This is a genomic window from Shimwellia blattae DSM 4481 = NBRC 105725 (genome assembly GCF_000262305.1).
GTDB classification, from domain to species: domain Bacteria; phylum Pseudomonadota; class Gammaproteobacteria; order Enterobacterales; family Enterobacteriaceae; genus Shimwellia; species Shimwellia blattae.
This window is the reverse complement of the sequence record NC_017910.1, coordinates 2,128,441-2,151,881: the sequence shown is the minus strand read 5'-3', so window position 1 is coordinate 2,151,881 and position 23,441 is coordinate 2,128,441. Positions and strand designations below refer to the sequence as shown.

Annotated in this window: 32 protein-coding genes and 1 pseudogene; 29 read left to right on the top strand and 4 right to left on the bottom strand. The window is 52.4% G+C overall.

All coding sequences use genetic code 11. The features are described from left to right. Position 1: 1 nt before the first annotated feature. From EBL_RS10030 to EBL_RS10020, 6 genes are all read left to right on the top strand, one after another. Positions 2–1,753, top strand: a complete 1,752-nt coding sequence (locus EBL_RS10030) for a response regulator receiver domain (protein WP_002443624.1) — start codon at positions 2–4, stop codon at positions 1,751–1,753. A gap of 453 nt (positions 1,754–2,206) precedes the next feature. Then, a complete protein-coding gene (locus tag EBL_RS20845; protein ID WP_014716035.1) occupies positions 2,207–2,401 on the top strand; it encodes a hypothetical protein in 195 nt (64 codons plus the stop codon). After that, complete coding sequence (locus tag EBL_RS19905) at positions 2,398–2,796, top strand: RusA family crossover junction endodeoxyribonuclease (RefSeq protein WP_002443625.1); 399 nt, start codon at positions 2,398–2,400, stop codon at positions 2,794–2,796. The genes EBL_RS20845 and EBL_RS19905 overlap by 4 nt, the downstream gene beginning before the upstream one ends. Next, positions 2,753–2,911, top strand: a complete 159-nt coding sequence (locus EBL_RS20575; protein WP_014716034.1) for a YlcG family protein — start codon at positions 2,753–2,755, stop codon at positions 2,909–2,911. The genes EBL_RS19905 and EBL_RS20575 overlap by 44 nt, the downstream gene beginning before the upstream one ends. Next, positions 2,895–3,464: a DUF1133 family protein gene (locus EBL_RS10025; protein WP_002443626.1), complete on the top strand. Its 570-nt coding sequence runs from the start codon at positions 2,895–2,897 to the stop codon at positions 3,462–3,464. The genes EBL_RS20575 and EBL_RS10025 overlap by 17 nt, the downstream gene beginning before the upstream one ends. Before the next feature lie 411 nt (positions 3,465–3,875). Continuing rightward, complete coding sequence (locus EBL_RS10020) at positions 3,876–4,730, top strand: DNA-methyltransferase (protein WP_014716032.1); 855 nt, start codon at positions 3,876–3,878, stop codon at positions 4,728–4,730. A 2-nt stretch (positions 4,731–4,732) separates the two neighbouring features. On the opposite strand, the gene EBL_RS10015 is transcribed toward EBL_RS10020, so the two are convergent. Continuing rightward, positions 4,733–5,820, bottom strand: a protein-coding gene (locus EBL_RS10015) for an IS3 family transposase (RefSeq protein ID WP_126298247.1) whose coding sequence is annotated in 2 segments (ribosomal slippage) — positions 4,733–5,568 and positions 5,568–5,820 — 1,089 coding nt in all. Because the reading frame shifts where the segments join, the coding sequence is not laid out codon by codon here. A 71-nt stretch (positions 5,821–5,891) separates the two neighbouring features. On the opposite strand from EBL_RS10015, the pseudogene EBL_RS10005 reads away from it, so the two are divergent. Continuing rightward, a pseudogene (locus EBL_RS10005) lies at positions 5,892–6,131 on the top strand (DNA methyltransferase); the annotation flags it as partial. A gap of 499 nt (positions 6,132–6,630) precedes the next feature. Here EBL_RS10005 and EBL_RS10000 read toward each other — a convergent pair. The 3 genes from EBL_RS10000 to EBL_RS19895 form a co-directional block, all read right to left on the bottom strand. After that, a complete protein-coding gene (locus EBL_RS10000; protein WP_002440804.1) occupies positions 6,631–7,077 on the bottom strand; it encodes an ECs1072 family phage-associated protein in 447 nt (148 codons plus the stop codon). An 86-nt stretch (positions 7,078–7,163) separates the two neighbouring features. After that, positions 7,164–7,577 (bottom strand): type II toxin-antitoxin system HicB family antitoxin, encoded by a 414-nt coding sequence (locus EBL_RS09995; protein WP_002440805.1) that lies wholly within the window; start codon positions 7,575–7,577, stop codon positions 7,164–7,166. A gap of 39 nt (positions 7,578–7,616) precedes the next feature. Beyond that, complete coding sequence (locus EBL_RS19895; RefSeq protein WP_071840850.1) at positions 7,617–7,799, bottom strand: type II toxin-antitoxin system HicA family toxin; 183 nt, start codon at positions 7,797–7,799, stop codon at positions 7,617–7,619. A 185-nt stretch (positions 7,800–7,984) separates the two neighbouring features. On the opposite strand from EBL_RS19895, the gene EBL_RS09990 reads away from it, so the two are divergent. From EBL_RS09990 to EBL_RS09885, 22 genes are all read left to right on the top strand, one after another. After that, the gene (locus tag EBL_RS09990; protein WP_002440806.1) at positions 7,985–8,323 is read left to right on the top strand and encodes a phage holin, lambda family; all 339 of its coding nucleotides are present in this window, start codon (positions 7,985–7,987) and stop codon (positions 8,321–8,323) included. 3 nt (positions 8,324–8,326) lie between these two features. After that, on the top strand, positions 8,327–8,959 hold the full coding sequence (locus tag EBL_RS09985) for a glycoside hydrolase family 19 protein (protein ID WP_002440807.1): 633 nt from the start codon (positions 8,327–8,329) through the stop codon (positions 8,957–8,959). A gap of 8 nt (positions 8,960–8,967) precedes the next feature. Next, positions 8,968–9,438, top strand: a complete 471-nt coding sequence (locus tag EBL_RS09980) for a lysis protein (RefSeq protein ID WP_014716030.1) — start codon at positions 8,968–8,970, stop codon at positions 9,436–9,438. Between the two features lie 116 nt (positions 9,439–9,554). Next, positions 9,555–9,827 carry a hypothetical protein gene (locus tag EBL_RS09975; protein ID WP_002440809.1) on the top strand — a complete coding sequence of 91 codons (273 nt, stop codon included), beginning with the start codon at positions 9,555–9,557 and terminating at the stop codon, positions 9,825–9,827. 3 nt (positions 9,828–9,830) lie between these two features. Continuing rightward, complete coding sequence (locus EBL_RS09970) at positions 9,831–10,259, top strand: hypothetical protein (RefSeq protein WP_002440811.1); 429 nt, start codon at positions 9,831–9,833, stop codon at positions 10,257–10,259. After that, a complete protein-coding gene (locus tag EBL_RS09965; protein ID WP_002440812.1) occupies positions 10,256–10,609 on the top strand; it encodes an HNH endonuclease in 354 nt (117 codons plus the stop codon). The genes EBL_RS09970 and EBL_RS09965 overlap by 4 nt, the downstream gene beginning before the upstream one ends. 114 nt (positions 10,610–10,723) lie before the next feature. Further along, positions 10,724–11,185, top strand: coding sequence for a phage terminase small subunit P27 family (locus EBL_RS09960; RefSeq protein ID WP_002440814.1), 462 nt, complete (start codon positions 10,724–10,726; stop codon positions 11,183–11,185). Continuing rightward, a complete protein-coding gene (locus EBL_RS09955) occupies positions 11,142–12,875 on the top strand; it encodes a terminase large subunit (protein ID WP_002440816.1) in 1,734 nt (577 codons plus the stop codon). Before EBL_RS09960 ends, EBL_RS09955 begins: the two co-directional genes overlap by 44 nt. Before the next feature lie 6 nt (positions 12,876–12,881). Then, positions 12,882–14,201, top strand: a complete 1,320-nt coding sequence (locus EBL_RS09950; RefSeq protein ID WP_002440818.1) for a phage portal protein — start codon at positions 12,882–12,884, stop codon at positions 14,199–14,201. Beyond that, positions 14,177–14,884, top strand: a complete 708-nt coding sequence (locus tag EBL_RS09945) for an HK97 family phage prohead protease (RefSeq protein WP_002440821.1) — start codon at positions 14,177–14,179, stop codon at positions 14,882–14,884. Before EBL_RS09950 ends, EBL_RS09945 begins: the two co-directional genes overlap by 25 nt. Before the next feature lie 9 nt (positions 14,885–14,893). Next, a complete protein-coding gene (locus EBL_RS09940) occupies positions 14,894–16,117 on the top strand; it encodes a phage major capsid protein (RefSeq protein ID WP_002440822.1) in 1,224 nt (407 codons plus the stop codon). 48 nt (positions 16,118–16,165) lie between these two features. Beyond that, positions 16,166–16,417, top strand: a complete 252-nt coding sequence (locus EBL_RS09935) for a hypothetical protein (protein ID WP_002440823.1) — start codon at positions 16,166–16,168, stop codon at positions 16,415–16,417. Next, the gene (locus EBL_RS09930; RefSeq protein ID WP_002440824.1) at positions 16,414–16,749 is read left to right on the top strand and encodes a head-tail connector protein; all 336 of its coding nucleotides are present in this window, start codon (positions 16,414–16,416) and stop codon (positions 16,747–16,749) included. Before EBL_RS09935 ends, EBL_RS09930 begins: the two co-directional genes overlap by 4 nt. A gap of 19 nt (positions 16,750–16,768) precedes the next feature. Then, a complete protein-coding gene (locus tag EBL_RS09925) occupies positions 16,769–17,113 on the top strand; it encodes a head-tail adaptor protein (protein WP_002440825.1) in 345 nt (114 codons plus the stop codon). Further along, positions 17,094–17,480 (top strand): hypothetical protein, encoded by a 387-nt coding sequence (locus EBL_RS09920; RefSeq protein WP_002440826.1) that lies wholly within the window; start codon positions 17,094–17,096, stop codon positions 17,478–17,480. The genes EBL_RS09925 and EBL_RS09920 overlap by 20 nt, the downstream gene beginning before the upstream one ends. Further along, positions 17,477–17,878: an HK97-gp10 family putative phage morphogenesis protein gene (locus EBL_RS09915; protein ID WP_002440827.1), complete on the top strand. Its 402-nt coding sequence runs from the start codon at positions 17,477–17,479 to the stop codon at positions 17,876–17,878. The genes EBL_RS09920 and EBL_RS09915 overlap by 4 nt, the downstream gene beginning before the upstream one ends. Before the next feature lie 32 nt (positions 17,879–17,910). Next, a complete protein-coding gene (locus tag EBL_RS09910; protein ID WP_002440829.1) occupies positions 17,911–18,372 on the top strand; it encodes a hypothetical protein in 462 nt (153 codons plus the stop codon). Between the two features lie 35 nt (positions 18,373–18,407). Continuing rightward, entirely contained in the window at positions 18,408–18,770 is a 363-nt protein-coding gene (locus EBL_RS09905; protein ID WP_002440831.1) for a phage tail protein, read from the top strand. Between the two features lie 20 nt (positions 18,771–18,790). Next, positions 18,791–19,009 (top strand): hypothetical protein, encoded by a 219-nt coding sequence (locus tag EBL_RS09900; RefSeq protein WP_002440833.1) that lies wholly within the window; start codon positions 18,791–18,793, stop codon positions 19,007–19,009. Beyond that, complete coding sequence (locus EBL_RS09895; protein ID WP_002440834.1) at positions 19,009–22,353, top strand: phage tail tape measure protein; 3,345 nt, start codon at positions 19,009–19,011, stop codon at positions 22,351–22,353. Before EBL_RS09900 ends, EBL_RS09895 begins: the two co-directional genes overlap by 1 nt. Further along, positions 22,354–22,692: a phage tail protein gene (locus tag EBL_RS09890; protein ID WP_002440836.1), complete on the top strand. Its 339-nt coding sequence runs from the start codon at positions 22,354–22,356 to the stop codon at positions 22,690–22,692. Further along, positions 22,689–23,441, top strand: a complete 753-nt coding sequence (locus EBL_RS09885; RefSeq protein ID WP_002440838.1) for a phage minor tail protein L — start codon at positions 22,689–22,691, stop codon at positions 23,439–23,441. The genes EBL_RS09890 and EBL_RS09885 overlap by 4 nt, the downstream gene beginning before the upstream one ends.

Genomic DNA, 23,441 nt, shown 5'->3' with positions numbered 1-23,441 from the left:
TATGAGCCATGTAGATAATGATTCTTGGCAAAAACATCAATCTAATGCGGTGAAAGCTTTCCTTAAAACGGCTGTGGTTATTGATAACCAACCTTGGGTTAAATCATCGAATCGTAATGTTCATCTTCCAATATCAACAGACACTGGATTTGGTGACGAAAATACATTTGTGTTAGAGAATCCTGATGTAGAGATAAGTGAGCATAATGAGCATGATCTTAATATTAGGGCTATTTCGGATGTTTTTGCTGAAAAGGGAATTGCGTGTGCTTTTGTTTTACCTGATGATGATGCCGGTGAGGAGAGAGACTCTAAAGTTAATAAAGTCTTACAAGCAGCAAAAATATCTGATTTAATTGTTATTGATTGGTATTTAGAGCGGCAGAGCTCTTCTTTAACATTAGAGATTTTAGAAAAAATCGCCAAAGCTGATGATAGTGATAATGGTCGATTGAGATTACTCTGTGTTTATACTGGAGAGCCGCTTGGTGAGGAAATATTTGATGAGATAAAGCAGTATCTCAAACGTGGTGGTGTTACTGTTAACGATGTTTCTGATATTGATTATTGTGCCGAAAATGCGAGCACTATAGTTATCCTAAGAAATAAAACTGATACACAAGCAGCAACATTACCTGATGAACTGATTCGTTTATTTACACGTTTCTCTAATGGTCTTATTCCTGCTTTTGCGTTAGCATCAGTTGGTGCTATTCGTGATAATACCCATCACATGTTGACAAGGTTTGGAAATTGGCTGGATTCATCTTATATAGCGAATAAATTAATCACCAATCCATCAAGTGATGTTTCAGAAATGCTTCGTGATTTATTTGTTACTGAGTGTGATAATGCCCTGGGGCTTGAAAAAATATCTGACAAGTATCTTAGTAATGATATTATAAAACACTGGGTTGAAGCAAACTCTGATTGTATCGGAGACTGTCAGGTTAACGCCAACTACTCCATTAATAGAGATACTATATTGATGCTTCTTGATGCAGGTAATATTACTGATAAAGGTTTCGATTTGCCGAATAACTCATTTTTTAAATTGGCGGAGAATAAAAGAAATTTAATATCAGAGTCATTAGCAGGCGGTGTAGATAACTCTAAAAAATCGGAATATGAATTTGGTCGTTTAGTCGCGTTTAAAAGAGAAGCTTTTGGCCGCTCAAAACTTACAGGGAGTGCTGATTGGACGCCAACATTAACATCCGGAACATTATTGAGATATTGTCTGCCTGAAAAAAATAAAGAACCAATGGATGTCGAGGTAGCCGAAGCCGGCGCGACCATCATAGATGGAGAAAGGAACTCTATACTTACGGTTGATAAAAGTAAGGAAATTAAATATGAGTATTTAATATGTTTCACTCCTGCTTGCGATACTTTAAGGTTGAAGGATAAGACTCCGTTTGTATTTTTAAAAGCTTTTGAGGATGCTAAAAAATACAGTCTTGTTGTTAATGATGATAGTAGGTGTGAAATCCATTTGCGATTGGAGCAAAAAAAGCCAGTAATTAGAACATTTGATTTCATGCCCGATCCTGAAACTCAAAAAATTAGAGCGATACAGGATGATGGTGATATTTTTAGTTTTACAGATTCAAATGGGATAAAATTTACATGGCTTGGAGAGCTTCGATATTCAAGAACATCAAGTGAAATGGCTGCATTAGTTAGCAATTGGATGCGAATTGGTATTAGTGATTCTGAGTTTATTAGATTAGCAGGAGCGGGGAAATTCTAGTCGTTTGAATGTTACACCCACCTGATGGTATTCTATCAGGTGGGTGTAATCAATTAAAAATAAGTTTTGTATTATACAGTATTTAGATTAGTTTGATATTTATTTTGAATATTAAAAATCATTAGGCTGAAAAATATTTTTGAAATCTTTACGTTCTTAAATCTGATACTTTTGATAGTGTATGACCTTTGTTTTTTTATTTGGATTTTTAGCTGGAAGATGAAAGTAGCTTACTATCTTATTCTGTCAACACTGTGTTGTTGTGAACAACACCGGTTGATTTTCACTCCCCCCTCTGTATTATCACCGGTGTCGGCCTGAACAACCGGCACCGAAGCAGCACAGCGCTATGGGAGGCACCATGGCGCACATTCAACAAACGATATCCACACTTTCACCCGCGGCAGATCATGCCGGTGCTTCGTTGCGCTTCGCCCCTGGCGGAGGTATGCAATGAAACGATCCTGGTTTTACCACTTCAACTGTACAACAGAGCAGGCGGATGAGCTGGTTGCCCGTTATTCATCACGCGGGGTAAAGACAGAACGCAGCCTGAACACGGATTTTCTTTCCTGGACTGTTGCTGCCTGGCTACCCGAGAGGATCCGGGACCAGGGCTGTACGCGTTCAGGAAGGAGGTCGCAATGATCACCTTCAATATTACCCCCATGGGTAAGCCCCGCCAGACCCGGGCCGACAAATGGAAAAAGCGGCCAGAGGTGCTCCGGTATCGGGCTTTTTGCGATGAAGTCCGATTACAGGGCGTCAGCCTCCCGGTATCTGGTTGTCACGTTATTTTCGTTATACCAATGCCCACCAGCTGGAGCAGGCTGAAGCGGGTCCGTTATTCGGGGCAGCCGCATCAGGCAAAGCCGGATTGCGACAATATGCTTAAAGCCCTGATGGATGCTGTCTATGCGAACGACGCGCACGTATGGGATTGCCGCATTACCAAGATCTGGGGGAGTCCGGGAAGATTATTATCAGGGAGGCCAGTCCATGGGACCCCATCTGAAGCGAGTCGTTATCGATCATCTGCATAAGCGCTGGCAGGTACTGCGGGCAGTGCGCTGGTCAGGGTCAGTGCTGGTGGATTACCGGATCCTGAAAAACTACATTAAAACAATGCACGGAGGGGACCATGATATATCCATCTGAAACCGGTAAGGCGGGCGAAATTATCCGGCTGCGAACACTGGAAAGTATCTGGATTCAGGGCAAACTTCGCATGTGGGGCCGGTGGTCTTATATCGGCAGCGGTAAGCCAGACAACATGTTTAACCGGCTGCTGGCTGGCAATAAAGTTACCCGGACAGCGGTGCGGAAAGCATTGCGGGATCTTAAGCGGTCAGGGCTGAATTCTGATGAACTGGCAATATATCTGTCCGATCTCCTTAACGGGAAATTAAAAAGCGGCCTGGCGTTTTGTTCTGACGCAGAAGCGCTGATTATTGATCACGTAGTAGGGCAGCAATTACCTCCGGCCATGATTGCATTATTACATGAGCGTTATGACGGTTATGGCAGGAGTAAAAAGTCGATGGCCAGGGCACTGAATATTCAATATCCGGAATGGTCATTCCGCACATGTGAGTCACGAATTGATGTCTGGCTGACTATCGCAGAGTCGCTACTTTACCGGCCAATGTGTGATGCATTCGACACAGATAGCGAAAGATTTGGCTTGCATTCTTGCGCGGAAACCGTTTGAATCCCTGTATGCTTCGCAAAGCTGTACCGCAAGCGCCCTTCAGCCAATGAATCCAAATGAACCCGCCACCGTGCGGGTTTTTTATTGTCTGGCACCCCACGCTAATAACCGGCCTGGGGTAAATAAGCGCCGGGCAGCATATAAAAACGGGGATTATCAGGGAGCGCGGGCGGATAAATAATGTGAATGAGCTGCTGATATCCGAGCGTGACGTGCGCATATCGTTGCGTGTGCGGAAGTATCATACGAGCCCCTAAGTACCAGGGGATATTTAGTTGTGGAAATGGGCGGCTGGTAGGTGTTGACGCACCCGACCAGCCATCTGCTCATGCATGAGGTCACAAGCAAACCAGGGCCCACTGCTTTCGCGCAAAAGCGTTGTGAGCCTATCAGAGTAATGCTTACTGATCTATGGAAAATACTGTAAATATAAACAGTGTTGTTCTGTACAACGCTGACTGCCTGACGATCTTGCCCGGGCTTCCCGCCAACTCTGTCGACCTCATTATTACTGATCCGCCGTACTTCAACGTTAAACCGCAGAGCTGGGATAACCAGTGGGCAGGGGACGGTGATTATCTTCGCTGGCTGGATCTTTGCCTGGCAGAGTTCTGGCGGGTTTTAAAGCCAGCGGGGAGCATCTATCTGTTCTGTGGCCACCGGCTGGCGGCGGATATTGAAATCCTCACCAGAAACCGGTTCAGGATCCTCAATCACATTATATGGGCGAAGCCATCCGGCCGCTGGAATGGCTGTCGTAAAGAGAGCCTGAGGGCATATTTCCCGGCCACCGAACGGGTTATTTTTGCCGGGCATTATCAGGGGCCCTACAGGGCGAAAGACGATGGCTACCGTGCCCGGTGTGACGAAACTAAACAGCACCTTTTTGCTCCGTTGATCAGTTACTTCCGGGATGCCCGCAAAGCGCTTTGTATTACGTCAAAACAGATAGCAGATGCCACGGGCAAAAAGAATATGGTCTCTCACTGGTTTGGGACCAGCCAGTGGCAGCTACCAAACGCAGCGGACTATGCAAAGCTGCAAACTTTGTTCAGGGAGGTCGCAGGCCAGAAGGCGATGGTGAATCAGCTCACCACTGAATATGACCGGCTCACCGTTCAGCACCAGGCCTTAAACCGACGATACTCTGAGCTGGTGGATGAATGGCATCAGCTTCGCCGGCCATTTATGGTGACAAAGTATGTGCCCTATACCGATGTCTGGTGCCATGGTAATCCCCCCATTTTTAACGGAGGCGATAAGTAGAATCAGGTCATGCGTTGAATATGCTGCATTGGCGTGAAACCATTCAGTGCCATATTCGGACGCTCGTGATTATAAAACCATTGCCAGCGTGTGGCATAGCCCTGCAATTCGTCCAGTGATGTAAACAGGTGCTGTCCCAGCCAGTCATAACGTACTGTCCGGTTATATCGCTCAATATATGCATTCTGCTGAGGTTTTCCGGGTTGAATAAAACGCAGGGTGATATTCTGCTGAGCAGCCCATGACATCAGTATCTTGCCGGTATATTCTGGCCCATTATCACATCGTATTGCCGCTGGTTTACCTTTCCACTCAATCAGTTGTTCGAGTGTCCTCACCACACGATTTGCGGGAAGAGAAAAATCTACCTCAATGGCCAGCGCTTCACGATTAAAGTCATCGATAACATTCAGCAATCGGACGGAACGACCATCCGACAGTTGATCGTGCATGAAGTCCATCGACCAGCATTCATTGCGGCTTTCAGGCACCGCCAGCGGCTCGGGCTTATCCCGTTTCAGTCGTTTTTTCGGTTTAATTCGCCTGTTCAGCGACAACTCGCAATAAATCCGGTATACCCTTTTGTGATTGAACTTAAAGCCTTTTACGTTACGCAGGTACAAAAAGCACAGACCAAAACCCCAGTTGCGCTGACTGTCGGTGATACGGAGCAGCCAGTCAGCAATAACCGTGTTTTCTTCATTCAGTTGAGGCTGATAGCGATAGCAACTTTCGCTGACAGCAAACAACTGGCAGGCAAAACGTATGCTGACGCTTCGGTGTCTGACCGCGTCCTGTGCCATCTGCTTTCGCTGCGATGGCTTCACCACTTTTTTGCCATAGCCTCCTGAATAATTTCGGCTTTGAGCCGTTCTTCGGCATACATCTTTTTCAGGCGGCGGTTTTCATCTTCCAGCTCTTTTAGTCGGGCCATCATGGATGCGTCCATTCCGCCAAAGCGTGAACGCCACTTGTAGAAGCTGGCATTGCTCATACCATGTTCGCGGCACAGTTCAGCAACTGGCGTTCCGGCCTCAGCCTGCTTGAGGATGGCGATGATCTGGCTGTCGGTAAAGCGTGATTTTTTCATAGAGATCTCCCCGGTTCAGATTACGAGAAAATTCTACTTATGAACACACCGGTTTTTCGGGGGGATTACCCCATAAGCCGGTCCAGTTCTACCCCGGAAAACACCCCTGCGAAAAGCCTGCTGATATGTTGTGGGAAATGATTAATGCCAGCAGTAAGCCCGGAGATGTGGTGGCGGATTTCTTTATGGGATCGGGTTCGACGATGAAGATGGCTATTGCTGCGGGTCGTCGTGGTATTGGCATCGAGATGGAGACAGCGCGTTTTAATCAAACGGTGGATGAGATAAAGGAGATCACGATGAAACAGTAAAATCCATGCGGTACTGAAATGCTGAATCAATTTCGGCAGCACGACGACGGTGATACAGGTCGGATTCCCACGGCGACGTAGTGAGGGAAAGGTGGCGTAAAGCATCACTGAGTCTGGGCTGGCGGCCCACTAGCGCATAAGACAGCCTGAAAATGAGGCCGTTTTTCCGGCGGGATTACCGGGCCACTGCGAAAGTGTGGCAAAAAATTATGTTGATGGTGCTGGCAGGGCTTTGTCTCTGCTCCATTCTAATAGTAAGTAACTTTTTTGATGCCTTAGTATCTCTGGTGAGAACATCAGCGGATCTACTGGTAAGGAGATAAGATAATGGTCAATAAGCCACAGCCTTACTTCTATAATCCCGGCATGTCATCTACCCAGCTTGAAAACTGGCTGGGACAGCAAAAAATACATCTATCACGTTATAACAGCCTGCTGAAAGAAAAAGCCGCTCTTGAAGAGCGGCTGCAGTGTATTTTAGCTGAGATTACCGTAATGGCTAACTGTGAGGGCGAAGGTAAACTGAATTTTCCCTGGGAGCCCAGTCCTTAGCAGGGAACTCATCAATCGGATAGTGATGAGCTGTGCAGTTTACCTTTTCGAGAAACGCCACGGCCTCAGCGGGCATATGCTCAGATTTTAGTCGTTCTGAAATAATAAAGAGGCTGTCATTCAGCGTAAGTTCACGGATGTACTCCAGCTTCCACTTTGTCATATGGAAAATCATATGATGTAAAGCCGCCTCATTCTCCAGTGGGTAATACTCGGATGCATGAAGTTTTCGGTATTCATCAAGTACGCACTCGAGAGTAAATATCTGTCCAATCCGGTACCACACCTGATTTATCCGGTAACTATGCCTGTCCATCAGGGAAGAGACCGGGATGTCATTATTCTGGCAAACCCTGAGTTTTATCATCTGATATAAATCTGAATAGTTGCTCATGCTGGATTCCTTTTTATGTGCATCGCAGACTTCATGCCCTGGTGACTTATGTTGGGCAAAATCAGGGCCTGCCTCTGCCGGGGCACTCAATCCGATTTGTGGAGTTCATTCCTTGCGGCAACGGCAAGAAAGGCGCTGCGGCTGCCGTACTCTGGTTTGTGCTTAACCGTTGAATCAATGCGTTCAAGAAGACGATGGGGAAGGGTTATGTTGATGCGTTCAGCGCGGCCATCGAACTTATCCATGTTGACGTCAACGTATAACCAGCGGCCACCGGTATAAGTGCCCGGATCATTCACAACATGCTCTTCCATAGGGTGAGCCCCGGGAATGGGCAGATCCTTTTCACTCAGCAACTCAAAGTGTGCATCTATGGCGCTGCGGGCATCGGCAAACGCGGCTTCCATATTGTCACCGGCGAACAGGCATCCCGGGACGTCAGGAAACCAGCCACTGGCGGTACCGTCTTTATCAACCTCAACGAATGCGGGATATAACATATCTGCTCCTGTGTGAATAATGCCGGTGCATCTTTCTGATCATTTTAGCTTCGCATTCTTCAGGATCTGACGGAGCGTTCCTGGCTTCACGTCTTTTCTGGGATGCGGAACAGTAATGACAATAGCAAAATCGGGATGGGAGAACTGGTGATGGCTGCCTTTGATGCGCTCCAGGACCCAGCCATTTTTCTCCAGTAGTGATATCAGTTCCGAGCTCTTCAGGCTCCCTCCTGGTCTCTATCCGATAGTTAGTTTATACACACCATACACACCAACTGCAAGCCATCATATGGTATGAATACTATTCTGAATGCTGTTGTTAAATCGTTCACCCTCCGCAACACGGCACATCATTCGTTCATATCCCGGTACGTTATCAGCACCCGCATGTAGCGAGGTGAGAGACCATGAAAATGCACAATAATCCCCATTCCTGGCCCGAGTTTCTGGAGTTACTCCAGAGCTGGTGGCGAGGTGAAACCCCCGTTGGTGCGGTGCTGCTGGCGGTCGTTATGGCTGGCTTACGCATTGCCTATATGGGCGGTGGCTGGAAGATGATCCTGCTGGAAGGGCTACTGTGTGGCGCACTGACCCTGACAGTCGCCTCCGTCCTTGAATATTACGAATGGTACAAATCCCTCTCGATTGCTATCGGCGGCAGCATTGGCTTCGTCGGCGTTGAGCAATCCCGCAAGCTGGCTTTACGGTTTCTGAATACCCGTTTCGGCGGTAATCCAAAGGCATAACTTATGAATCAACAACAGTTTCAACGGGCGGCAGGTATCAGCGCCGGGCTGGCTGCGCGCTGGTATCCGCATGTCTCGGCCGCATTAAAAGAGTTTGGTATTTCATCGCCTGCTGATGTGGCGATGTTTATTGCCCAGATCGGGCATGAATCAGGTGGCTTTAAGAGGCTGGTGGAAAGCCTTAATTATGCAGCCGACAGGTTAGTGCCGGTATTTGGCAGACACCGTATTACAGAGCAACAGGCACTTGCCCTGGGGCGCACCGCCGGTCAGCAGGCAAATCAGAAAGCGATAGCTAATCTGGTTTATGGCGGCGAGTGGGGGAAAGAAAATCTCGGGAACCGGGCGCCGGGCGATGGCTGGAAATACCGCGGGAGAGGGCTGAAACAGATAACCGGACGGACAAATTATCTGGATTGCGGTATTGCGCTGAAGATTGACCTGGTCGCTAATCCGGAGCTTCTGGAGCAGGACAGTTATGCGGCCCGTTCCGCAGCCTGGTTTTACTCTGCCAAAGGGTGTCTGCGGTATACCGGTAATCTCTCCCGGGTAACGCGCATTATTAACGGCGGAGCCAATGGTCTGAGTGCCCGGCGTCGTAAATTCGGGCTTGCGCTGTCGGCTCTGACCGGGTGAGAGGGATCATGAGATTATTACATCATCCGGTGTTAGTGGCCGCGTTGTTGGGGATATGCAGTTTGCTGGCTGCGATGGCGCATTATTATCGCAGTAATGCCATTAGCTATAAGGCACAACGTGACGAGTCTGCTCTGGCGCTGAAAAAGGCCTCGGGCATGATTACGGAAATGCAGGCCAGGCAACGGGATATTGAATCTCTTGATGCCAGATATACCAGGGAGTTAGCAGATGCAAAGGCTAAAAATAATGTTCTGCAGCGCAGGCTTGATGCTGGTGGCCGGGTGCGGATCCAGGGGACCTGTACCGCACCCGCGTCAGCCCCCACCACCAGCACCGGCGGCGTGGGCGATGATGCCAGTATCGAACTCTCTGAGCTTGCTGGACGAAACATTCTCCGTATCAGAGCCGGGATTATCAGCGATCAGCAAAAAGTGAAGTACCTGCAAGAATATGTCAGGTCGCAGTGTCGCCACTAATACTCCCCGTCTTTGTGCAGCCCACCACAGATGTGGGGCTTAATTGTAACGATCCGATTCAACGGTTTTATCCCCCGCAGCTTACGACATTTCTCCCGCTTTCCACCGGAGCCTCCATGAAGGGTTTCAAAATCGAGTACATCGATGGGGCACTTGTCGCCCTGGAGATCGACGGCCAGTCGCTGATCGACAAGGCCATTCAGGCACTGAGCTTTACCCATGTACAGGGCAGTCGCCCGGTATTAACCACGACAATTGCCGAGGAGGTCACCGGGCCGCAGGATACCCGGTCTGAACATTCCGAAGATCCTCAATCTACCCCTACTGAATCTGACACACCGCACCCTCAGGGCCGCCGAAAACGTGGTCAGCGCAACTGGAGACTCTAACCCATGTATTTACGTAATGATCTTACCCTGGCCCTGTTCTATGCCTCCGGTATCCAGGAGGACACCGGTTACCGGGTGGCCACTATCACCGCCCAGGTATGTGGTCCGGAAGGGGAAACCGTCCAGCAAAGCCAGTTGCAGTGCATTACGGATGCGTCCCGTAAAAAGCACTACAGCGTAGGTGCGCAGAGTATTGCCAGCGGATCAGACCCGCTGCTGGTGGCTATTGAGTGCTACTGGCGTGATAACCCGGAAACGGCCATCAAAACCCTGATGGGTGAAGTGATGGAGTTTATTGCCAGTAACATTAGCCAGACCTCAACCTGGATTGGCCAGTACGGCATGAAAGTGCTGGATAATGAACCGCTGGTTATGCGGATGCCGGAGGCTGTACTGAATGCTGATGGTGGCGTAACCCGGCCTGCAGAATGACCGGCAACCCGCGGATCTATGGCAGTAAATGGGATAAAGCCCGGCGGCTATTTCTGCGGGCTCATCCACTATGCGTGATGTGCCAGCAGCAGGGGCAGACCACTGCCGCCACGGTAGTGGATCATATTATTCCCCACAAACTGAAAGATGCCTTACGCGCCGGTGATCCCCGGGCTATCGCCCGGGCACAAAAGCTGTTCTGGGATCGGGGCAACTGGCAGGGACTTTGTGCACCACACCACGGCTCCACCAAACAGCGTATGGAAAAACGCGGGGTAATTATCGGCTGTGATGAAAATGGCATGCCTCTGGATCCCTCGTCCCACTGGTTCACCAGACCTGATCTGTGATCATTGCCAGGGGGAGGGGTGGGTTAAAACTCAGGCCCCCCAGGCCAGAATGACCACGCCCCCTCCTTTTTGTGCACAACCGCGAAATGAAAAGTTTTTTTCCGGGAGGTTTTCATGGCCGGGAGGCGGCAGAAACCGACCCAGCTAAAAGTGGTTGCCGGCAACCCCGGTAAACGAAAACTCAACGATAAAGAGCCCCGTCCAGCCCGCCAGATCCCCAGCCCACCGGAGCACCTCACTGACTGGGGAATGCTGGCCTGGGGGAAGCTGTCGGTACTGCTTGATGACATGCAGATTATGACGGTTGCTGATGCGCTGGCACTTGAGCGGTTATGTGATATTTACGCCGACATTCTGCAACTGCGTAACACCATTGCCGTAGAAGGCCGGACGTATACGGTTCAGACCGAGGGCGGATTTTTGATTAAAGCGCATCCGGCGGTGGCCATGCTTGCGGATGCTGACCGGCGCTTTAAAAGCTACCTGGTGGAGTTTGGCCTGACTCCCGCAGCCCGAACAAAGGTCAAAACTCATGGTGAAAAAGACCAGGAAGACCCCCTCGCAGAATTCTTCTGATCCTGTCACCGGTTACGCCAGGGATGTGAGCTCAGGAAAAGAACTGGCCGGGCCCGATATTCGCCATGCCTGTAGTCGCCATTTACGGGATCTGGAGTCTGGCAGCGCCCGGGGGCTGGTCTGGGATCCTGAAGCCGCCCGGCGGTCAGTCGACTTCTTTGCCAAAGTCCTGAAGCTCAACGGTGGCGACTTTGAGGGGAAGCCGTTTATCCTGCTGCCGTGGCAGGCTTTTATTGTCGGCTCCCTTTTTGGCTGGAAAAACGCCCAGGGTTTTCGTCGGTTTCGTATGGCGTATGTGGAGTCGGGGAAGGGATCGGGTAAGTCGCCACTCTCGGCGGGCATAGGCCTGTTATGCCTGACGGCAGATAAAGAGCCCAGGGCAGAAGTCTATGCGGCAGCCACCAAAAAAGATCAGGCCATGGTGCTGTTTCGTGACGCTGTGGCTATGGTGGATCAGTCACCGGCACTGGCGGCCAGGATCCAGAAATCAGGTGGTGCTGGCAGGGAATGGAATCTGGCGTACCTTCAGGCGGCGTCATTTTTCAGGCCCATCAGCTCAGATGACGGGCAGTCTGGTCCGCGACCCCATTGTGCCCTGATCGATGAAGTTCACGAGCACAAAAGCAATACTGTTGTGGAGATGATGCGTGCCGGTACGAAAGGCCGACGCCAGGCGCTGATTTTCATGATCACCAACAGCGGCCACGATAAAACCAGTGTCTGCTACGAATATCATGAGTATGGCCGTAAAGTTGCCGCCGGTGCCATTGAGGACGACAGTTTCTTTGCGTTTATCTGCTCTCTGGATGAGGGCGAAGATCCGCTAAAAGATGAGTCCTGCTGGAAGAAGGCAAACCCTTCGCTGGGCCATACCTTCGACCACGATTACCTGCGGGAGCAGGTTATCCAGGCCCGGGGGATGCCGTCGAAAGAGAGTATTGTCCGGCGGCTGAACTTTTGCCAGTGGGTGGATGCGGATAATCCCTGGATGAGCAGCGCCGTCTGGATGGCTTGCGAAAGTGATTTTGCGGTTGATGAACTGGCCGGAGAAGAGTGCTACGGCGGTCTGGATCTATCCGGCTCCCGGGATCTGACTTCACTGGCCTTATTCTTTCCTAAGCAGCGTAAGTTGCTGGTGGAGTTCTGGACACCAAAAGACACCCTGAAGGACAGAGCAAAAACGGACCGGGTGCCTTATGACGCCTGGGCCCGGGATGGATATATTCACACTACGCCAGGAAAAGCCGTTAAGTATGGCTTTGTGGCTGAGCGTATGGCGGATTTAACGCTGCAGTTTGATATCCGGGCCGTCGCTTTCGATCAGTACCGTATCAAATACCTGGAGCCGGAACTGGAAGAAGCAGGTGTTTCGGTCCCGTTAATTCCCCATGGTCAGGGCTATTACAAGGCGAAGGACTCCGGCCTGTGGATGCCTCATTCCATTGAATTGTTCGAAGGCATGCTGGATGACGCCAGTATTATCATCAAAACCAACCCCTGCCTGCGCTGGAATGCGGCCTCTGCCGTTACCGAAGCCGATCAGAAAGATAACCGTATTTTTGCCAAGAAGAAGAGCACCGGACGTATTGACGGGCTGGTGGCCTCCGCCATGGCCATTGGCGCTGCGCAGGGGTATGAAGAGGACTCCGGAGATATTGGTGACTTTTTCAGCAACCCCATCATCGTGTGAGACATCATGAATAAAGAGCAAAAGCCCGGTAGGGTGAAAAGTGCTTTGCGCCGCTGGCTGGGGATCCCCGTGTCACTGACTGAGGGGGAATTCTGGTCGGCTTTCGCCGGGGGAGAGTCTGCCGCCGGGAAACAGGTCACTGTAGATAAAGCCCTGCAACTGTCGGCTGTCTGGTCCTGTGTCCGGCTATTATCTGAAACCATTGCTACGCTCCCGGTTGGGTTTTATGAGCGCACCCGTGATGGCAGACAACCGGCTCCTGCGCACCCTTTGTATGAACTCCTGCATAACCAGCCCAATGCCGATATGACTGCGGTGGAGTTCTGGGAGATGGTGATGGCTAGCCTGCTGCTATGGGGAAATGCCTACGGTGAAATTGACCGCACCGGTAAAAGGATCACCGCGCTGACTCCCTTACGTCCGGAGCGGATGAAAGTTGAGCGCAGCAGTACCGGTACACCGGTTTATACCTACCGGGATCCTGGTAGCCACGGTACCCGCCAGATCCACGAGAGAGATCTGATGCATATCCGGGCCTTCAGCACTAACGGTATTATCGGGTTATCGCCTATAAGCTATGCCCGTCAGACGCTCGGAATGGCCATGGCCACCGATGAAACCAGTGCCCGGGTATTCAAAAACGGTATGCGCCCCAGCGGGGTACTGTCCATGGAGCAAATTCTCAGGAAAGAGCAACGTGAAGACATTCGCGACTCGCTGGTCGCACAATTTGCCGGATCGATGCACACCGGGAAAATGATGGTGCTGGAAGCCGGGATGAAATTTCAGCCCGTCACTATGAACCCGGAAGATGCCCAGATGCTCCAGACCCGGGCGTTCAATATTGAGGAAATTTGCCGCTGGTTCCGCGTCTGGCCGGGGCTTATTGGCCATAACGCCCAGGGGCAGACGATGTGGGGCAGCGGCGTGGAGCAAATGCTGATTGGCTTTCTGACCTTTTCCCTGCGTCCCTGGCTTACCCGCATTGAACAGTCCATCCGTAAAAGTTTACTGATTCCGGGGGAACGTAACCGCTATTTCGCCGAGTTCTCCATTGAGGGGCTTCTGCGGGCTGACAGTGCCGCCAGGGCCGCGTTCTATTCCACCATGACCCAGAACGGCGTTATGACCCGAAACGAAGCCCGCCAGAAAGAGAACATGGCACCCCATCCGGGCGGGGATCAACTGACGGTTCAGTCCAATCTGTTACCCCTTGAGCAGCTTGGCAAGACAGGGGACAGCGATGCAGCCAAAAGCGCACTGCGCCAGTGGCTGGAGATCACATCAGAGGAGGCTACGGCATGCAGCGCAAAAACACCGCCATGAAGATAAAAGCATTCGATTTCGATATTAAGGCCGTCAGCGATGACGGTCTTTTTTCTGGCTACGGTTCGGTTTTTAACGTGGTGGACAGTTACAACGAGGTTGTTGCGCCGGGCGCTTTTCTTGAGTCCATAGAGGAAACCCGGGCAAAAGAGCGCACTTTCCCCGTGCTCTGGCAACACCGGAGTGGCGAGCCAATTGGTAACTGGGATATCAGCAGCCTGAAAGAAGACAGCCACGGTTTATTTGGCGAAGGGGTGTTGTGGCTGGAGGATGCCCATCAGGCGAAGACCGCCTGGCGGGGCATGAAAACCCGGGCTATCACCGGTCTCTCTATTGGTTATTACGTCCGGGAATCAAATTACGACGAGAAAACCCGCATCCGTACCCTGACAAAGCTCGATCTGGTGGAGATATCTATCGTCACGCTCCCCGCCAATGATGAGGCCCGTATTGATGTGATCAAGTCGGTACTGGCCCACGGCAATCTCCCGTCATTACCTGAGTTCGAAAAGTTCCTGCGTGAGGCTGGCTTTTCAAAAACACAGTCCGTCGCTATCGCCAGCGGTGGGCTGTCAAACCTGCTTTACCGGAGTGAGTCCGGGGGCGACGACGGCGAAACCAAAACGGCAATTGCTGACATGGTGCGGCAACTTAGCCAGTTCACTCTCCCGACCATTCGTTAAGGGACCATTATGTACCAGAAAAAATCCGCGGAAGATCAGCCCCAGAATATCAGCGAGGTGTCCGCCAAACTCACCCAGGTCATCGATCAGGTGAAAAACTTTGGTGAAGATATCAGGAAAAAGATGGAGTCCGGCGAAACAGTCACCCAGGAGCTTAAGCAGCGTACCGATGACAGTCTGAATACGCTCAGCGAGCTTAAAGAACGTCTGACAGAGCTTGAGCAGAAAAGCGCCCGCCGGGCTGAGGATGCGCCTCAGGGACAAAAAACACTGGGGCAACTGGTGGTGGAAAGCGAAGCCTACCAGGGGATGGACAGCTCTGCCCGCAAGAGTATTCGCGTCAAACTGGAACAAAAAGACATCATGAACGTGCCTGCGACCACCGGTACGGGGGGCAGTGCCACAAATAGCCTCGTCGTAGCTGATCGCATGCCGGGCATTATTGCGCCGCCGGAACGTACGCTCACTATTCGCCATCTGTTGATCCCCGGGACAACAGCATCTAACGGCATCGAATTTGTACAGGAAACCGGCTTTACCAATAACGCGGCAACCGTAGAGGAAGGGGCTAAAAAGCCAAAGTCAGATATTAAATTTGAACTGAAAAACGCGCCGGTGCGCACGATTGCCCACCACTTTAAAGCCTCGCGTCAGATCCTGGATGACGCACCTGGCCTGGCAAGTTATATCGATGGCCGGGCGCAATATGGCCTGCGCTTCAGAGAGGAGCTACAGCTACTGGCCGGTGATGGGACGGGAGCGAATATTCTGGGGATCCTGCCTCAGGCGAAGGAGTTTTCCCCGGCGATTCCGGTCGCCAGCGCGACACCGATCGATCGTCTGCGCCTGGCCGTGTTACAGGCTGTCCTGGCGGAATATCCGGCATCCGGGTTTGTACTCAACCCCATTGACTGGGCCGGTATCGAACTGACCAAAGACAACGAGGGTCGGTATATCATCGCGCAACCGGTTAACGGTGGTGTGTCACGTATATGGGGGCTGCCGGTGGTGGAAACCCAGGCCATGGCCCAGAACACCTTCCTTACTGGCGCATTTAATATGGCGGCTCAAATTTTCGATCGCATGGAAATTGAGGTCCTGCTGTCCACGGAAAACGAAGATGACTTTATTAAAAATATGGTCACCATCCGGGCAGAGGAGCGCCTGGCCATGGCCGTTTACCGCCCGGAAGCCTTTGTTACCGGAGCGGTATCGGGGAAAGCGGTGAAGTGATTCTGACAACCGGGGCCGCCTGGCCCCACCACCTGACTGGAGTGCCCCATGAAAACATCCCCAAAATCCGCCCCAAATACAGACATACCTCTTCCGGCTGAGGGCAATAACGACTTGATCCCTGTCCGCGCTCAGCGCCGCTTTCTGGACGGAGATAATTACCGTGGCCTGGATGATGCATTCTCTGTATCCCGGCAGAGGGCGGCCGAACTGGCTGCAAATGGTCTGATCGTCCCTGAGGAGTGGGGCCCGGAAAACAAAATGAAGTCAGTACCGGTGAATAAAGCGGGTGAGCCGTGACGATAGTTGATCTGAATACGGCGCTTGAGCACCTGAGGGTGGATGAGCCCGGCGAGAGACAGATCGTAGAGCTCTATCTGCAGGCCGCCGAAGATGCGGCGATTCAGTTTCTCAACCGCCCGTTATATCCGGACCCGTTATCACTGGCAGGCGCCCGGGAGGCCGGTATCGCCGGGGAACACGGCATGGTAATAACACCTTCGGTTCACAGCGCAATATTAATGATTCTGGCCGGATTGTACGCTAATCGCGGAGATGGCCCCGATACCGGAGGGCTCCCCCGGCAGGCTCGCTGGTTGCTGGAGCCCTTCCGGGTGGGGATCGGTGCCTGATAAATAACAGGAGGCGGTGATGTCTGTGCTGCATGCCGGCGAGCTTAACAAACGTATCACTCTGCAATGTCCGCGCACGGTTCGCGGAAAGCTGGGCGAGGTTATCCCGGATCAACTGATTGATATCGCCACGGTATGGGCCATGGCCGAAGTGAAATCAAACCGCAAAATCAGAACCTTTGACCAGCAACAGGTGGTGGAGACCTGGCTGTTTACCCTCCGGCCTCGACCCGATATCCGGATTGGCTGGCAGATCCGCTGGCAGGAACTGTTGTTTACCGTGGTGGCAGTGGATCGTACCCGTCCGGACAGGATTGAAATTAAGGCTGAGAGGGATACCCGACATGATAGAACTGGCCATTAAAACGGCGCTGGAACGTATTACTGGCCTGGAGGCCTGGCCGCTGTTACTGCCTGAAAACCAGCTGGAGGGTGTCACCTATCAGCGTGTGTCCGATCCGGAACTGTATTCCGGCATGTTACGTACGGGGCTGGTTTCAGCGCGCTTTCAGATAACCCTGTATCGGGTGGACGATTACCCGGGACTGCTGGCCCAGGAAAAGGCCATCTGGTCAGAATGGCGAGGCATGACACACGATGTACTGGAAGGGGTGCCGATCCAGTACATCACCAGGGGCGGAATTTATCAGGATAAAGCCGATCTGGTGAACGGGCACACACGGTATCGCCTGGCGCGGGATTTCACGTTTATTTACCGGGAGGCACCATGATCAAAATGGAAGTTAGCGGGCTGGATGAGCTGGAGAGACAACTTCTTGCCCTGGGGGAGAGCGTGGGCCGTAAGGTCTTGCTGGATGCCGGAAAGGCGGCTCTGGCCGCTGTTGAAGAGGACATGAAGCAACATGCCGGGTTTGATCAAACCTCCGGGGCGGAGCATATGCGGGACTCCATCAAAATCCGGGCATCCCGCAGACCGCCCCGGGGAAATACCGTTGTTACTCTCCGGGTGGGGCCCAGTAAAAAGCATGCGATCAAAGCCCTGGCCCAGGAGTTTGGCACCGTTAAACAGGTTCCCGCCCCGTTTATTCGCCCGGCGCTGGATTATAACGTCCGGACCGTTTTGCGGATCCTCGCTGTGGAAATTCGTAACGGCATTCTTAACCGGTAGCACCTGCTGCCTGACAACCTGATGGAATAACAATGACTGATAAATCCTCACCGGAATATGCAATGTTGCCTGCTGGCACTGTAGTGAAATGGGGGCTGATGGGGGCCGCGTTCAGCACATTTAAACCACTGATAAATTGTAAAGCACTTGGCGCAATGGGGATGACGGGGGGCTTTGTTGACTGCACCACCCTTATCGATACACAAAAACAGTCCATCTCTGACTTACCGGACGGGCCGGAGAAATCGCTGGGATTTATCGACGCGCCAAAAAATCCGCATTTCGCTGAGTTTCTCAATGCCGCTGAGCAACGTCAGACGGTGCAGTTCTATGTTGAGTTACCGAATCAACGCACTGTATTGATGTTACTGGCGCTTTCTGGCTGGCAGATGAATGACATCAGCGCCCCGGCCAGTGAGGCTATTCAGATAACTGTGCAGGGGAAACAGAACAAAATCGAATGGGGAACCGTAGCTCCAGCTAAAGGTAAATAACCCCGGTTGTTTTCATCTTTGTTTGCGAGGGCATCATGAAAAAAAATGAATGTACATCCCTGAAAACAGCATTACTGACGCCGCAGCCGGTGGTCAGTGAAGCCGTGTTGCTGGGGACCCCTGTCTGGTTACGCCGTATGACGGCAGCAGAGCTGATAGGCCATGAAGAAGCCATGGCTGCGGCACAGGTAGAAGGTGATCCACGTAAGGCCTCTGAAATCAGCATCCAGATTATTATCGATAGCCTGGTTCAGCCCGACGGAACCCTTATTCCCGTGGAAGACAAACCAACAGCGGCTGAATTGCTTGCGGTCCATGACAATGTGGTGCTGCTCGAGGCGGTAGGCATTGTTAAACGTCATGCCATTGGCCGCCTGGAGGATGCAGAAAAAAACTGAATGACTCGCCCTGGCTGGAGATGATCTTCTGGCTGGCAGATCGCTGGGGCGAGCCAGACCCTTCCAAAATCGCCGCACTGCCAGCCGATATGCTTTTTCACTGGCGAGCCTATTTCCTGAAACAGGGTATTTTTCATAAACCCGGGAGCCAGGTTGTGGCGCCTGTTGAATCCTCCCTTGCTGCCGGTCGTTCTGCTATTGATGAACAGTGCGCAGCCATTATGCGAGTCCTGATGTAATGGGTGATATTGCTTCCCTGGCCGTTGGCCTGCACCTTAATGCGGCCAATTTTAGGTCACAGCTTATCGGCGCTTATGGTGATGCGCAGAACTCTTCTGGCCGGTTTAATCGCCAGGCCCGGGCCGAGGCGAAAAAAACCGAACATGCCTATCTGAAAGTTGGTGATGCTGTCACTCGCCTCGGGGGCCAACTGGCGCTGCTGGCGGGGACCGGTCTTTCCCTTTCGACCATCATCAGCACCGCCAGGCGTTATGGTCAGGCTCTTTCTGATCTGCAGGCCATTACGGGCATCACCAGCGAACAGTTGCTGATTCTCGATGCCGCTGCCCGGCAGATGGGGGCCGCAACGGAGTACAGTGCCAGCCAGGCTGCCGAGGCACTGAAATTAATGGCCTCGGCCAGGCCGGAATTACTGAAAACCGCTGACGGACTCCAGCAGGCAACGGCCAGCGCTCTGGTTCTGGCGCAGGCGGCGGGGACGACATTGCCGGACGCGACCCGGGCACTGGCGCTTTCCCTTAATCAGTTCGGCGCCAGCTCGCAACAAGCGGATCGCTATATCAATGTGCTGGCGGCGGGGGCTAAATATGGGGCGTCGGAAATTGCCGATACGACCCTGGCCATAAAAAACAGCGGTGTCGTGGCGGCCCAGGCAGGTATCGGATTTGAACAGCTGAATGCGGCTATTCAGGTTCTGGCGGCGCGGGAGATTAAAGGCTCGGAGTCCGGTACTGCGCTACGGAATGTGATTCTGGCGCTGGAAAAAGGCACCGATAAAAGCCTGAAACCCTCTGTGGTTGGTCTGAGCCAGGCCCTTGCCAGTCTGGCGAACCGAAACCTTTCCACCGCCCAGGCGGTAAAGCTGTTCCGGGCGGAAAACCTCAGCGCCGCATCCATTCTGATTCAGAACCAGGCCCGGCTGGATGAGCTGAGCATAGCCCTGACGGGGACCAAAACAGCCCACGAGCAGGCGTCTGTCAGGGTGAATAACCTTAACGGCGATCTGCTGGGATTATCGAGTGCTTTCGAAGGGCTGGTGATTAAAATTGGCCAAAGCAGCAGCGGCCCGTTACGAAGTGGGATCCAGCATGCGACGGAAGCCATTAATGGGCTGAGCAGTAACTTTAACACCGTAGCCAGTGTGGCTCTGTATACCCTGATACCGGTACTGACTACTAAACTGACGGCAGGGATCCGCAGTAATATCCGGGACTGGAAAGAGAATGAGGTGGCCGTCAGGGCCGCGGCCCGGGCTGATGCGGATAGTGCCAGGATGCGTCTGGCATCCGCGACGGCCACACTGAAACGAAATGATGCAGAGTTTGGCTATTACCGCCAGATGGAGCGATCTGCGAAACAGCATGGTCTGGCTGTTAATTACAAAAATGAATTTAACCGTCTGATCCGGGAAGAAACGGCCCAGACCCATCTTGCTACCCAGGCGAAGGTTCAGCTGGCGGCAGCCAATCGTCGGTTATCCCTGTCCGCCAGGGCGGTATCTGTAGCGGCTGGTCTCTCCCGGGGGGCTCTGGCGCTGGTGGGCGGGCCTTTGGGCGCCGCTGCACTGGCCGCATCAGCGCTGTTTTACTTTCACAATAAAGCTAAAGAAGCGAAAGAATCGGCCATTACGCTAAAAGATGCCGTCCTTGAAACCAGTGATGCTTTAATGCAGCTCTCCCTTAATCAGCTCAATGTGAAACAGCTGGATCTGGAAGAGCAGCACAAGAATCAGCTTATCCAGCGTAATAAACTGATAAAGCAAATCCAGGATGCCGACACCCTAATTGGCAGCCTCGACGGCTTTGATCCATTTGGTCAGTTACCCGGGGTCAGGCGGGGACAGATGCGTGCCAGGGCTGAACTTGAGGCCATCAATGAAGGATTAAATAAGACCGAAGAGAATATTAAGCGCGTGGGTAATGTCCGTTCTCTGGCCCGGTTGGGCCTCACCAGCCGGATAACCAGTTTTGCCAGTGATGTGAAAGGCGCAACTGAGCGGCCGGAAGCGCTGAATACTGGCAAACCCGATAATCCCTGGTCCGGAGAAGAGAGTAGCGGTAAAGGCGCCAAAAGTGCAGTAAATCAGTACCGACAGTTACGCCGGGCCATCGAAGAGGCACATGGCTCAAGCCTGGATCGTATCAATCTGCAGGAGCAGGAAAGTCACCGGCAACTTACGGAGGCGGCCCGAAAAGAGGGGGTCAGTGCCACCGAGCTGCAGCGTACCTTGCTGTGGAGCGCAGAGAATTATCAGGCCCAGCGCATGGCTCTGGCCGGGCAATATTCCCCGGCCAGAGACGCCGTCATCAAAGAGCAGCACGCGTCGCGGGAGCTTGAATCCCTGCTGAATGCCCGGCTGCTGACTGAACGCGAGTATCAGGCGGCCAGGGTCACGCTGGCTCATAATACCACCCGGGAAATGCTCCATGCTCTTGCGGACTCCGTATCGGCACCCGGCCTGATTATTGCCGCTGATGTCGACTCACTTGCCCAACTGGATAATCAACTGAATCAGCGCCGGGCGTTGCTGCAGGCTTATTATCAGGCCGGGCACCTGAATAAAGAACGCTATGAAATGTTATTGCAGCAGGCTACAAAAGAGTCTGCAGATGCCCAATACCAGACGGCGCTGGGACTGTACCGATCCCAGGGGGAACTGAGCAATCTTGCTATCGGGCTCATTGAAACGACTCAGGAGCGGGCCACCAATATGCTTACCGGTTTGCTGATGAGAACGCAGACCTTTAAGGAGAGTATGGTTGGCCTGTTTGCCTCCCTGAGCCAGGCGGTGATTAAAAATCTGGTTGATATGGCTGTCCAGGCCGTCGTCACCAGTACCGTTCTTCAGTCCATTATGGGCGCTGTCGGGGCTGGGATTGGTGCTGCTGGTGGCGCTGCATCTGCATCTGCGTCAGCCAGTGCCGGAACGGCGCTTCAGTCCTACGCATCGACCTTTCAGTTTAATGCCAAAGGGGGGGTATACGACTCCCCGTCACTTAGCGCATACAGTAATGCTATCTATGATTCACCGCAGTTCTTTGCTTTCGCCAAAGGGGCCGGGGTCTTTGCGGAGAATGGTCCTGAGGCGATTATGCCCTTATCCCGGGGGCCAGACGGTTCACTCGGTGTTCGGGCCGTTGGTGCTCCGTCCGGGGCTTCAGCTTCGCCACCGCAGGTGTATATCACCATTGAAGGTAACGACAATGTCTCATCCCGGGGGCCGGCTGGGTATCAGCAATTTGGTCAGCAGGTTGGGAAATTTGTTGAGGAGAAATATCAGCAACTACTGGCTGCGGATATGCGCCCCGGCGGTGCCATCTGGAACGCGGTCAAAGGACGGTAAATGACGATAGAAATATTCACCTGGAGCCCCAGGGTAATGCCGACCCAGACCGTCAGTTTCCGGGTCAGAAAATCTCAGTTTGGTGACGGCTACGCGCAGTTTTCGGGTGACGGCCTCAATTGCCGGATCCAGGAGTGGGATGTGAATTTTACCGGCACCGGGGAGTACATCGGCGCTATTAAACGTTTTCTGGACCGGCATCAGGGGGTAAGGGCATTTCAGTGGACTCCGCCACTGGAGGCCGCCGGATTGTATCGCTGCGAGCACTATAAGCCTGTCCCCCTGGGCGGCGGGAATTATTCCCTTTCGGCAACCTTTGAACAGGCGTTTAAACCATGATCACAGCTGACTACCAGAAACTGGAGCCGGGTGATGAAGTCAGGCTGTTAGAAATCGACGGCAGCACCTTCGGCATGGACGATGTTCTCTATTTTCATGGCTATAAACTGGCCCATACGGCAGCGGAGATTGAGGCCGCTGGCGGTGATGTAAACCGTTTACCGGCAAAATCTATCTGGTGGCAGGGCAATGAATACCGGGCCTGGCCCTGTGAGATAACCGGTATTGAGGTATCAACAGTCGGCAGTGATGCACAACCAATACTGAAGGTCGCGAATATTGATAACTCCATTACGGCCCTTTGCCTCCATTACGATGACCTTCTGCAGGCGAAAGTGACCATCCACGACACCCTGACCCGGTATCTGGATGCCCGCAATTTTCCTGAAGGTAATCCGGGGGCAGACCCGACCCAGGAGAAATGCCGGTTCTACTTTATCGATACCAAGAGCGGTGAAACCAGCGAGGTAGTGGAGTTTACCCTCAGTAGCCCGATGGATCTCCAGGGGCTGATGATCCCGACTCGCCAGCTCCATTCCCTCTGTACATGGTGTATCAGAAATCAGTACCGTACCGGCGATGGCTGTGACTACGCCGGAGCCCGGTGCTTTGACATAAACAATAACCCGGTTGATGATCCCGCCAGAGATGTCTGCAACGGCACCCTTACGGCCTGCAAGTTACGCCACGGCGAGAACAATGCGTTACCCTTCGGCGGCTTCCCGGGAACTTCACTACTGAGGGGGTGA

What these genes read in the sequence shown, in the direction of transcription:
- EBL_RS09965 (WP_002440812.1), top strand. Translation starts at nt 10,256, where the DNA reads ATGACCGGCAACCCGCGGATCTATGGCAGTAAATGGGATAAAGCCCGG.
- EBL_RS09935 (WP_002440823.1), top strand. Translation starts at nt 16,166, where the DNA reads ATGAAAACATCCCCAAAATCCGCCCCAAATACAGACATACCTCTTCCG.
- EBL_RS09985 (WP_002440807.1), top strand. Translation starts at nt 8,327, where the DNA reads ATGAATCAACAACAGTTTCAACGGGCGGCAGGTATCAGCGCCGGGCTG.
- EBL_RS09940 (WP_002440822.1), top strand. Translation starts at nt 14,894, where the DNA reads ATGTACCAGAAAAAATCCGCGGAAGATCAGCCCCAGAATATCAGCGAG.
- EBL_RS09900 (WP_002440833.1), top strand. Translation starts at nt 18,791, where the DNA reads ATGATCTTCTGGCTGGCAGATCGCTGGGGCGAGCCAGACCCTTCCAAA.
- EBL_RS09945 (WP_002440821.1), top strand. Translation starts at nt 14,177, where the DNA reads ATGCAGCGCAAAAACACCGCCATGAAGATAAAAGCATTCGATTTCGAT.
- EBL_RS20575 (WP_014716034.1), top strand. Translation starts at nt 2,753, where the DNA reads ATGGGACCCCATCTGAAGCGAGTCGTTATCGATCATCTGCATAAGCGC.
- EBL_RS10000 (WP_002440804.1), bottom strand. Translation starts at nt 7,077, where the DNA reads ATGAGCAACTATTCAGATTTATATCAGATGATAAAACTCAGGGTTTGC.
- EBL_RS20845 (WP_014716035.1), top strand. Translation starts at nt 2,207, where the DNA reads ATGAAACGATCCTGGTTTTACCACTTCAACTGTACAACAGAGCAGGCG.
- EBL_RS09885 (WP_002440838.1), top strand. Translation starts at nt 22,689, where the DNA reads ATGATCACAGCTGACTACCAGAAACTGGAGCCGGGTGATGAAGTCAGG.
- EBL_RS09950 (WP_002440818.1), top strand. Translation starts at nt 12,882, where the DNA reads ATGAATAAAGAGCAAAAGCCCGGTAGGGTGAAAAGTGCTTTGCGCCGC.
- EBL_RS09955 (WP_002440816.1), top strand. Translation starts at nt 11,142, where the DNA reads ATGGTGAAAAAGACCAGGAAGACCCCCTCGCAGAATTCTTCTGATCCT.
- EBL_RS09970 (WP_002440811.1), top strand. Translation starts at nt 9,831, where the DNA reads ATGTATTTACGTAATGATCTTACCCTGGCCCTGTTCTATGCCTCCGGT.
- EBL_RS09975 (WP_002440809.1), top strand. Translation starts at nt 9,555, where the DNA reads ATGAAGGGTTTCAAAATCGAGTACATCGATGGGGCACTTGTCGCCCTG.
- EBL_RS09910 (WP_002440829.1), top strand. Translation starts at nt 17,911, where the DNA reads ATGACTGATAAATCCTCACCGGAATATGCAATGTTGCCTGCTGGCACT.
- EBL_RS09995 (WP_002440805.1), bottom strand. Translation starts at nt 7,577, where the DNA reads ATGTTATATCCCGCATTCGTTGAGGTTGATAAAGACGGTACCGCCAGT.
- EBL_RS09920 (WP_002440826.1), top strand. Translation starts at nt 17,094, where the DNA reads ATGATAGAACTGGCCATTAAAACGGCGCTGGAACGTATTACTGGCCTG.
- EBL_RS09925 (WP_002440825.1), top strand. Translation starts at nt 16,769, where the DNA reads ATGTCTGTGCTGCATGCCGGCGAGCTTAACAAACGTATCACTCTGCAA.
- EBL_RS09905 (WP_002440831.1), top strand. Translation starts at nt 18,408, where the DNA reads ATGAAAAAAAATGAATGTACATCCCTGAAAACAGCATTACTGACGCCG.
- EBL_RS19905 (WP_002443625.1), top strand. Translation starts at nt 2,398, where the DNA reads ATGATCACCTTCAATATTACCCCCATGGGTAAGCCCCGCCAGACCCGG.
- EBL_RS09890 (WP_002440836.1), top strand. Translation starts at nt 22,354, where the DNA reads ATGACGATAGAAATATTCACCTGGAGCCCCAGGGTAATGCCGACCCAG.
- EBL_RS09915 (WP_002440827.1), top strand. Translation starts at nt 17,477, where the DNA reads ATGATCAAAATGGAAGTTAGCGGGCTGGATGAGCTGGAGAGACAACTT.
- EBL_RS09960 (WP_002440814.1), top strand. Translation starts at nt 10,724, where the DNA reads ATGGCCGGGAGGCGGCAGAAACCGACCCAGCTAAAAGTGGTTGCCGGC.
- EBL_RS09895 (WP_002440834.1), top strand. Translation starts at nt 19,009, where the DNA reads ATGGGTGATATTGCTTCCCTGGCCGTTGGCCTGCACCTTAATGCGGCC.
- EBL_RS10020 (WP_014716032.1), top strand. Translation starts at nt 3,876, where the DNA reads ATGGAAAATACTGTAAATATAAACAGTGTTGTTCTGTACAACGCTGAC.
- EBL_RS09990 (WP_002440806.1), top strand. Translation starts at nt 7,985, where the DNA reads ATGAAAATGCACAATAATCCCCATTCCTGGCCCGAGTTTCTGGAGTTA.
- EBL_RS09980 (WP_014716030.1), top strand. Translation starts at nt 8,968, where the DNA reads ATGAGATTATTACATCATCCGGTGTTAGTGGCCGCGTTGTTGGGGATA.
- EBL_RS10030 (WP_002443624.1), top strand. Translation starts at nt 2, where the DNA reads ATGAGCCATGTAGATAATGATTCTTGGCAAAAACATCAATCTAATGCG.
- EBL_RS10025 (WP_002443626.1), top strand. Translation starts at nt 2,895, where the DNA reads ATGATATATCCATCTGAAACCGGTAAGGCGGGCGAAATTATCCGGCTG.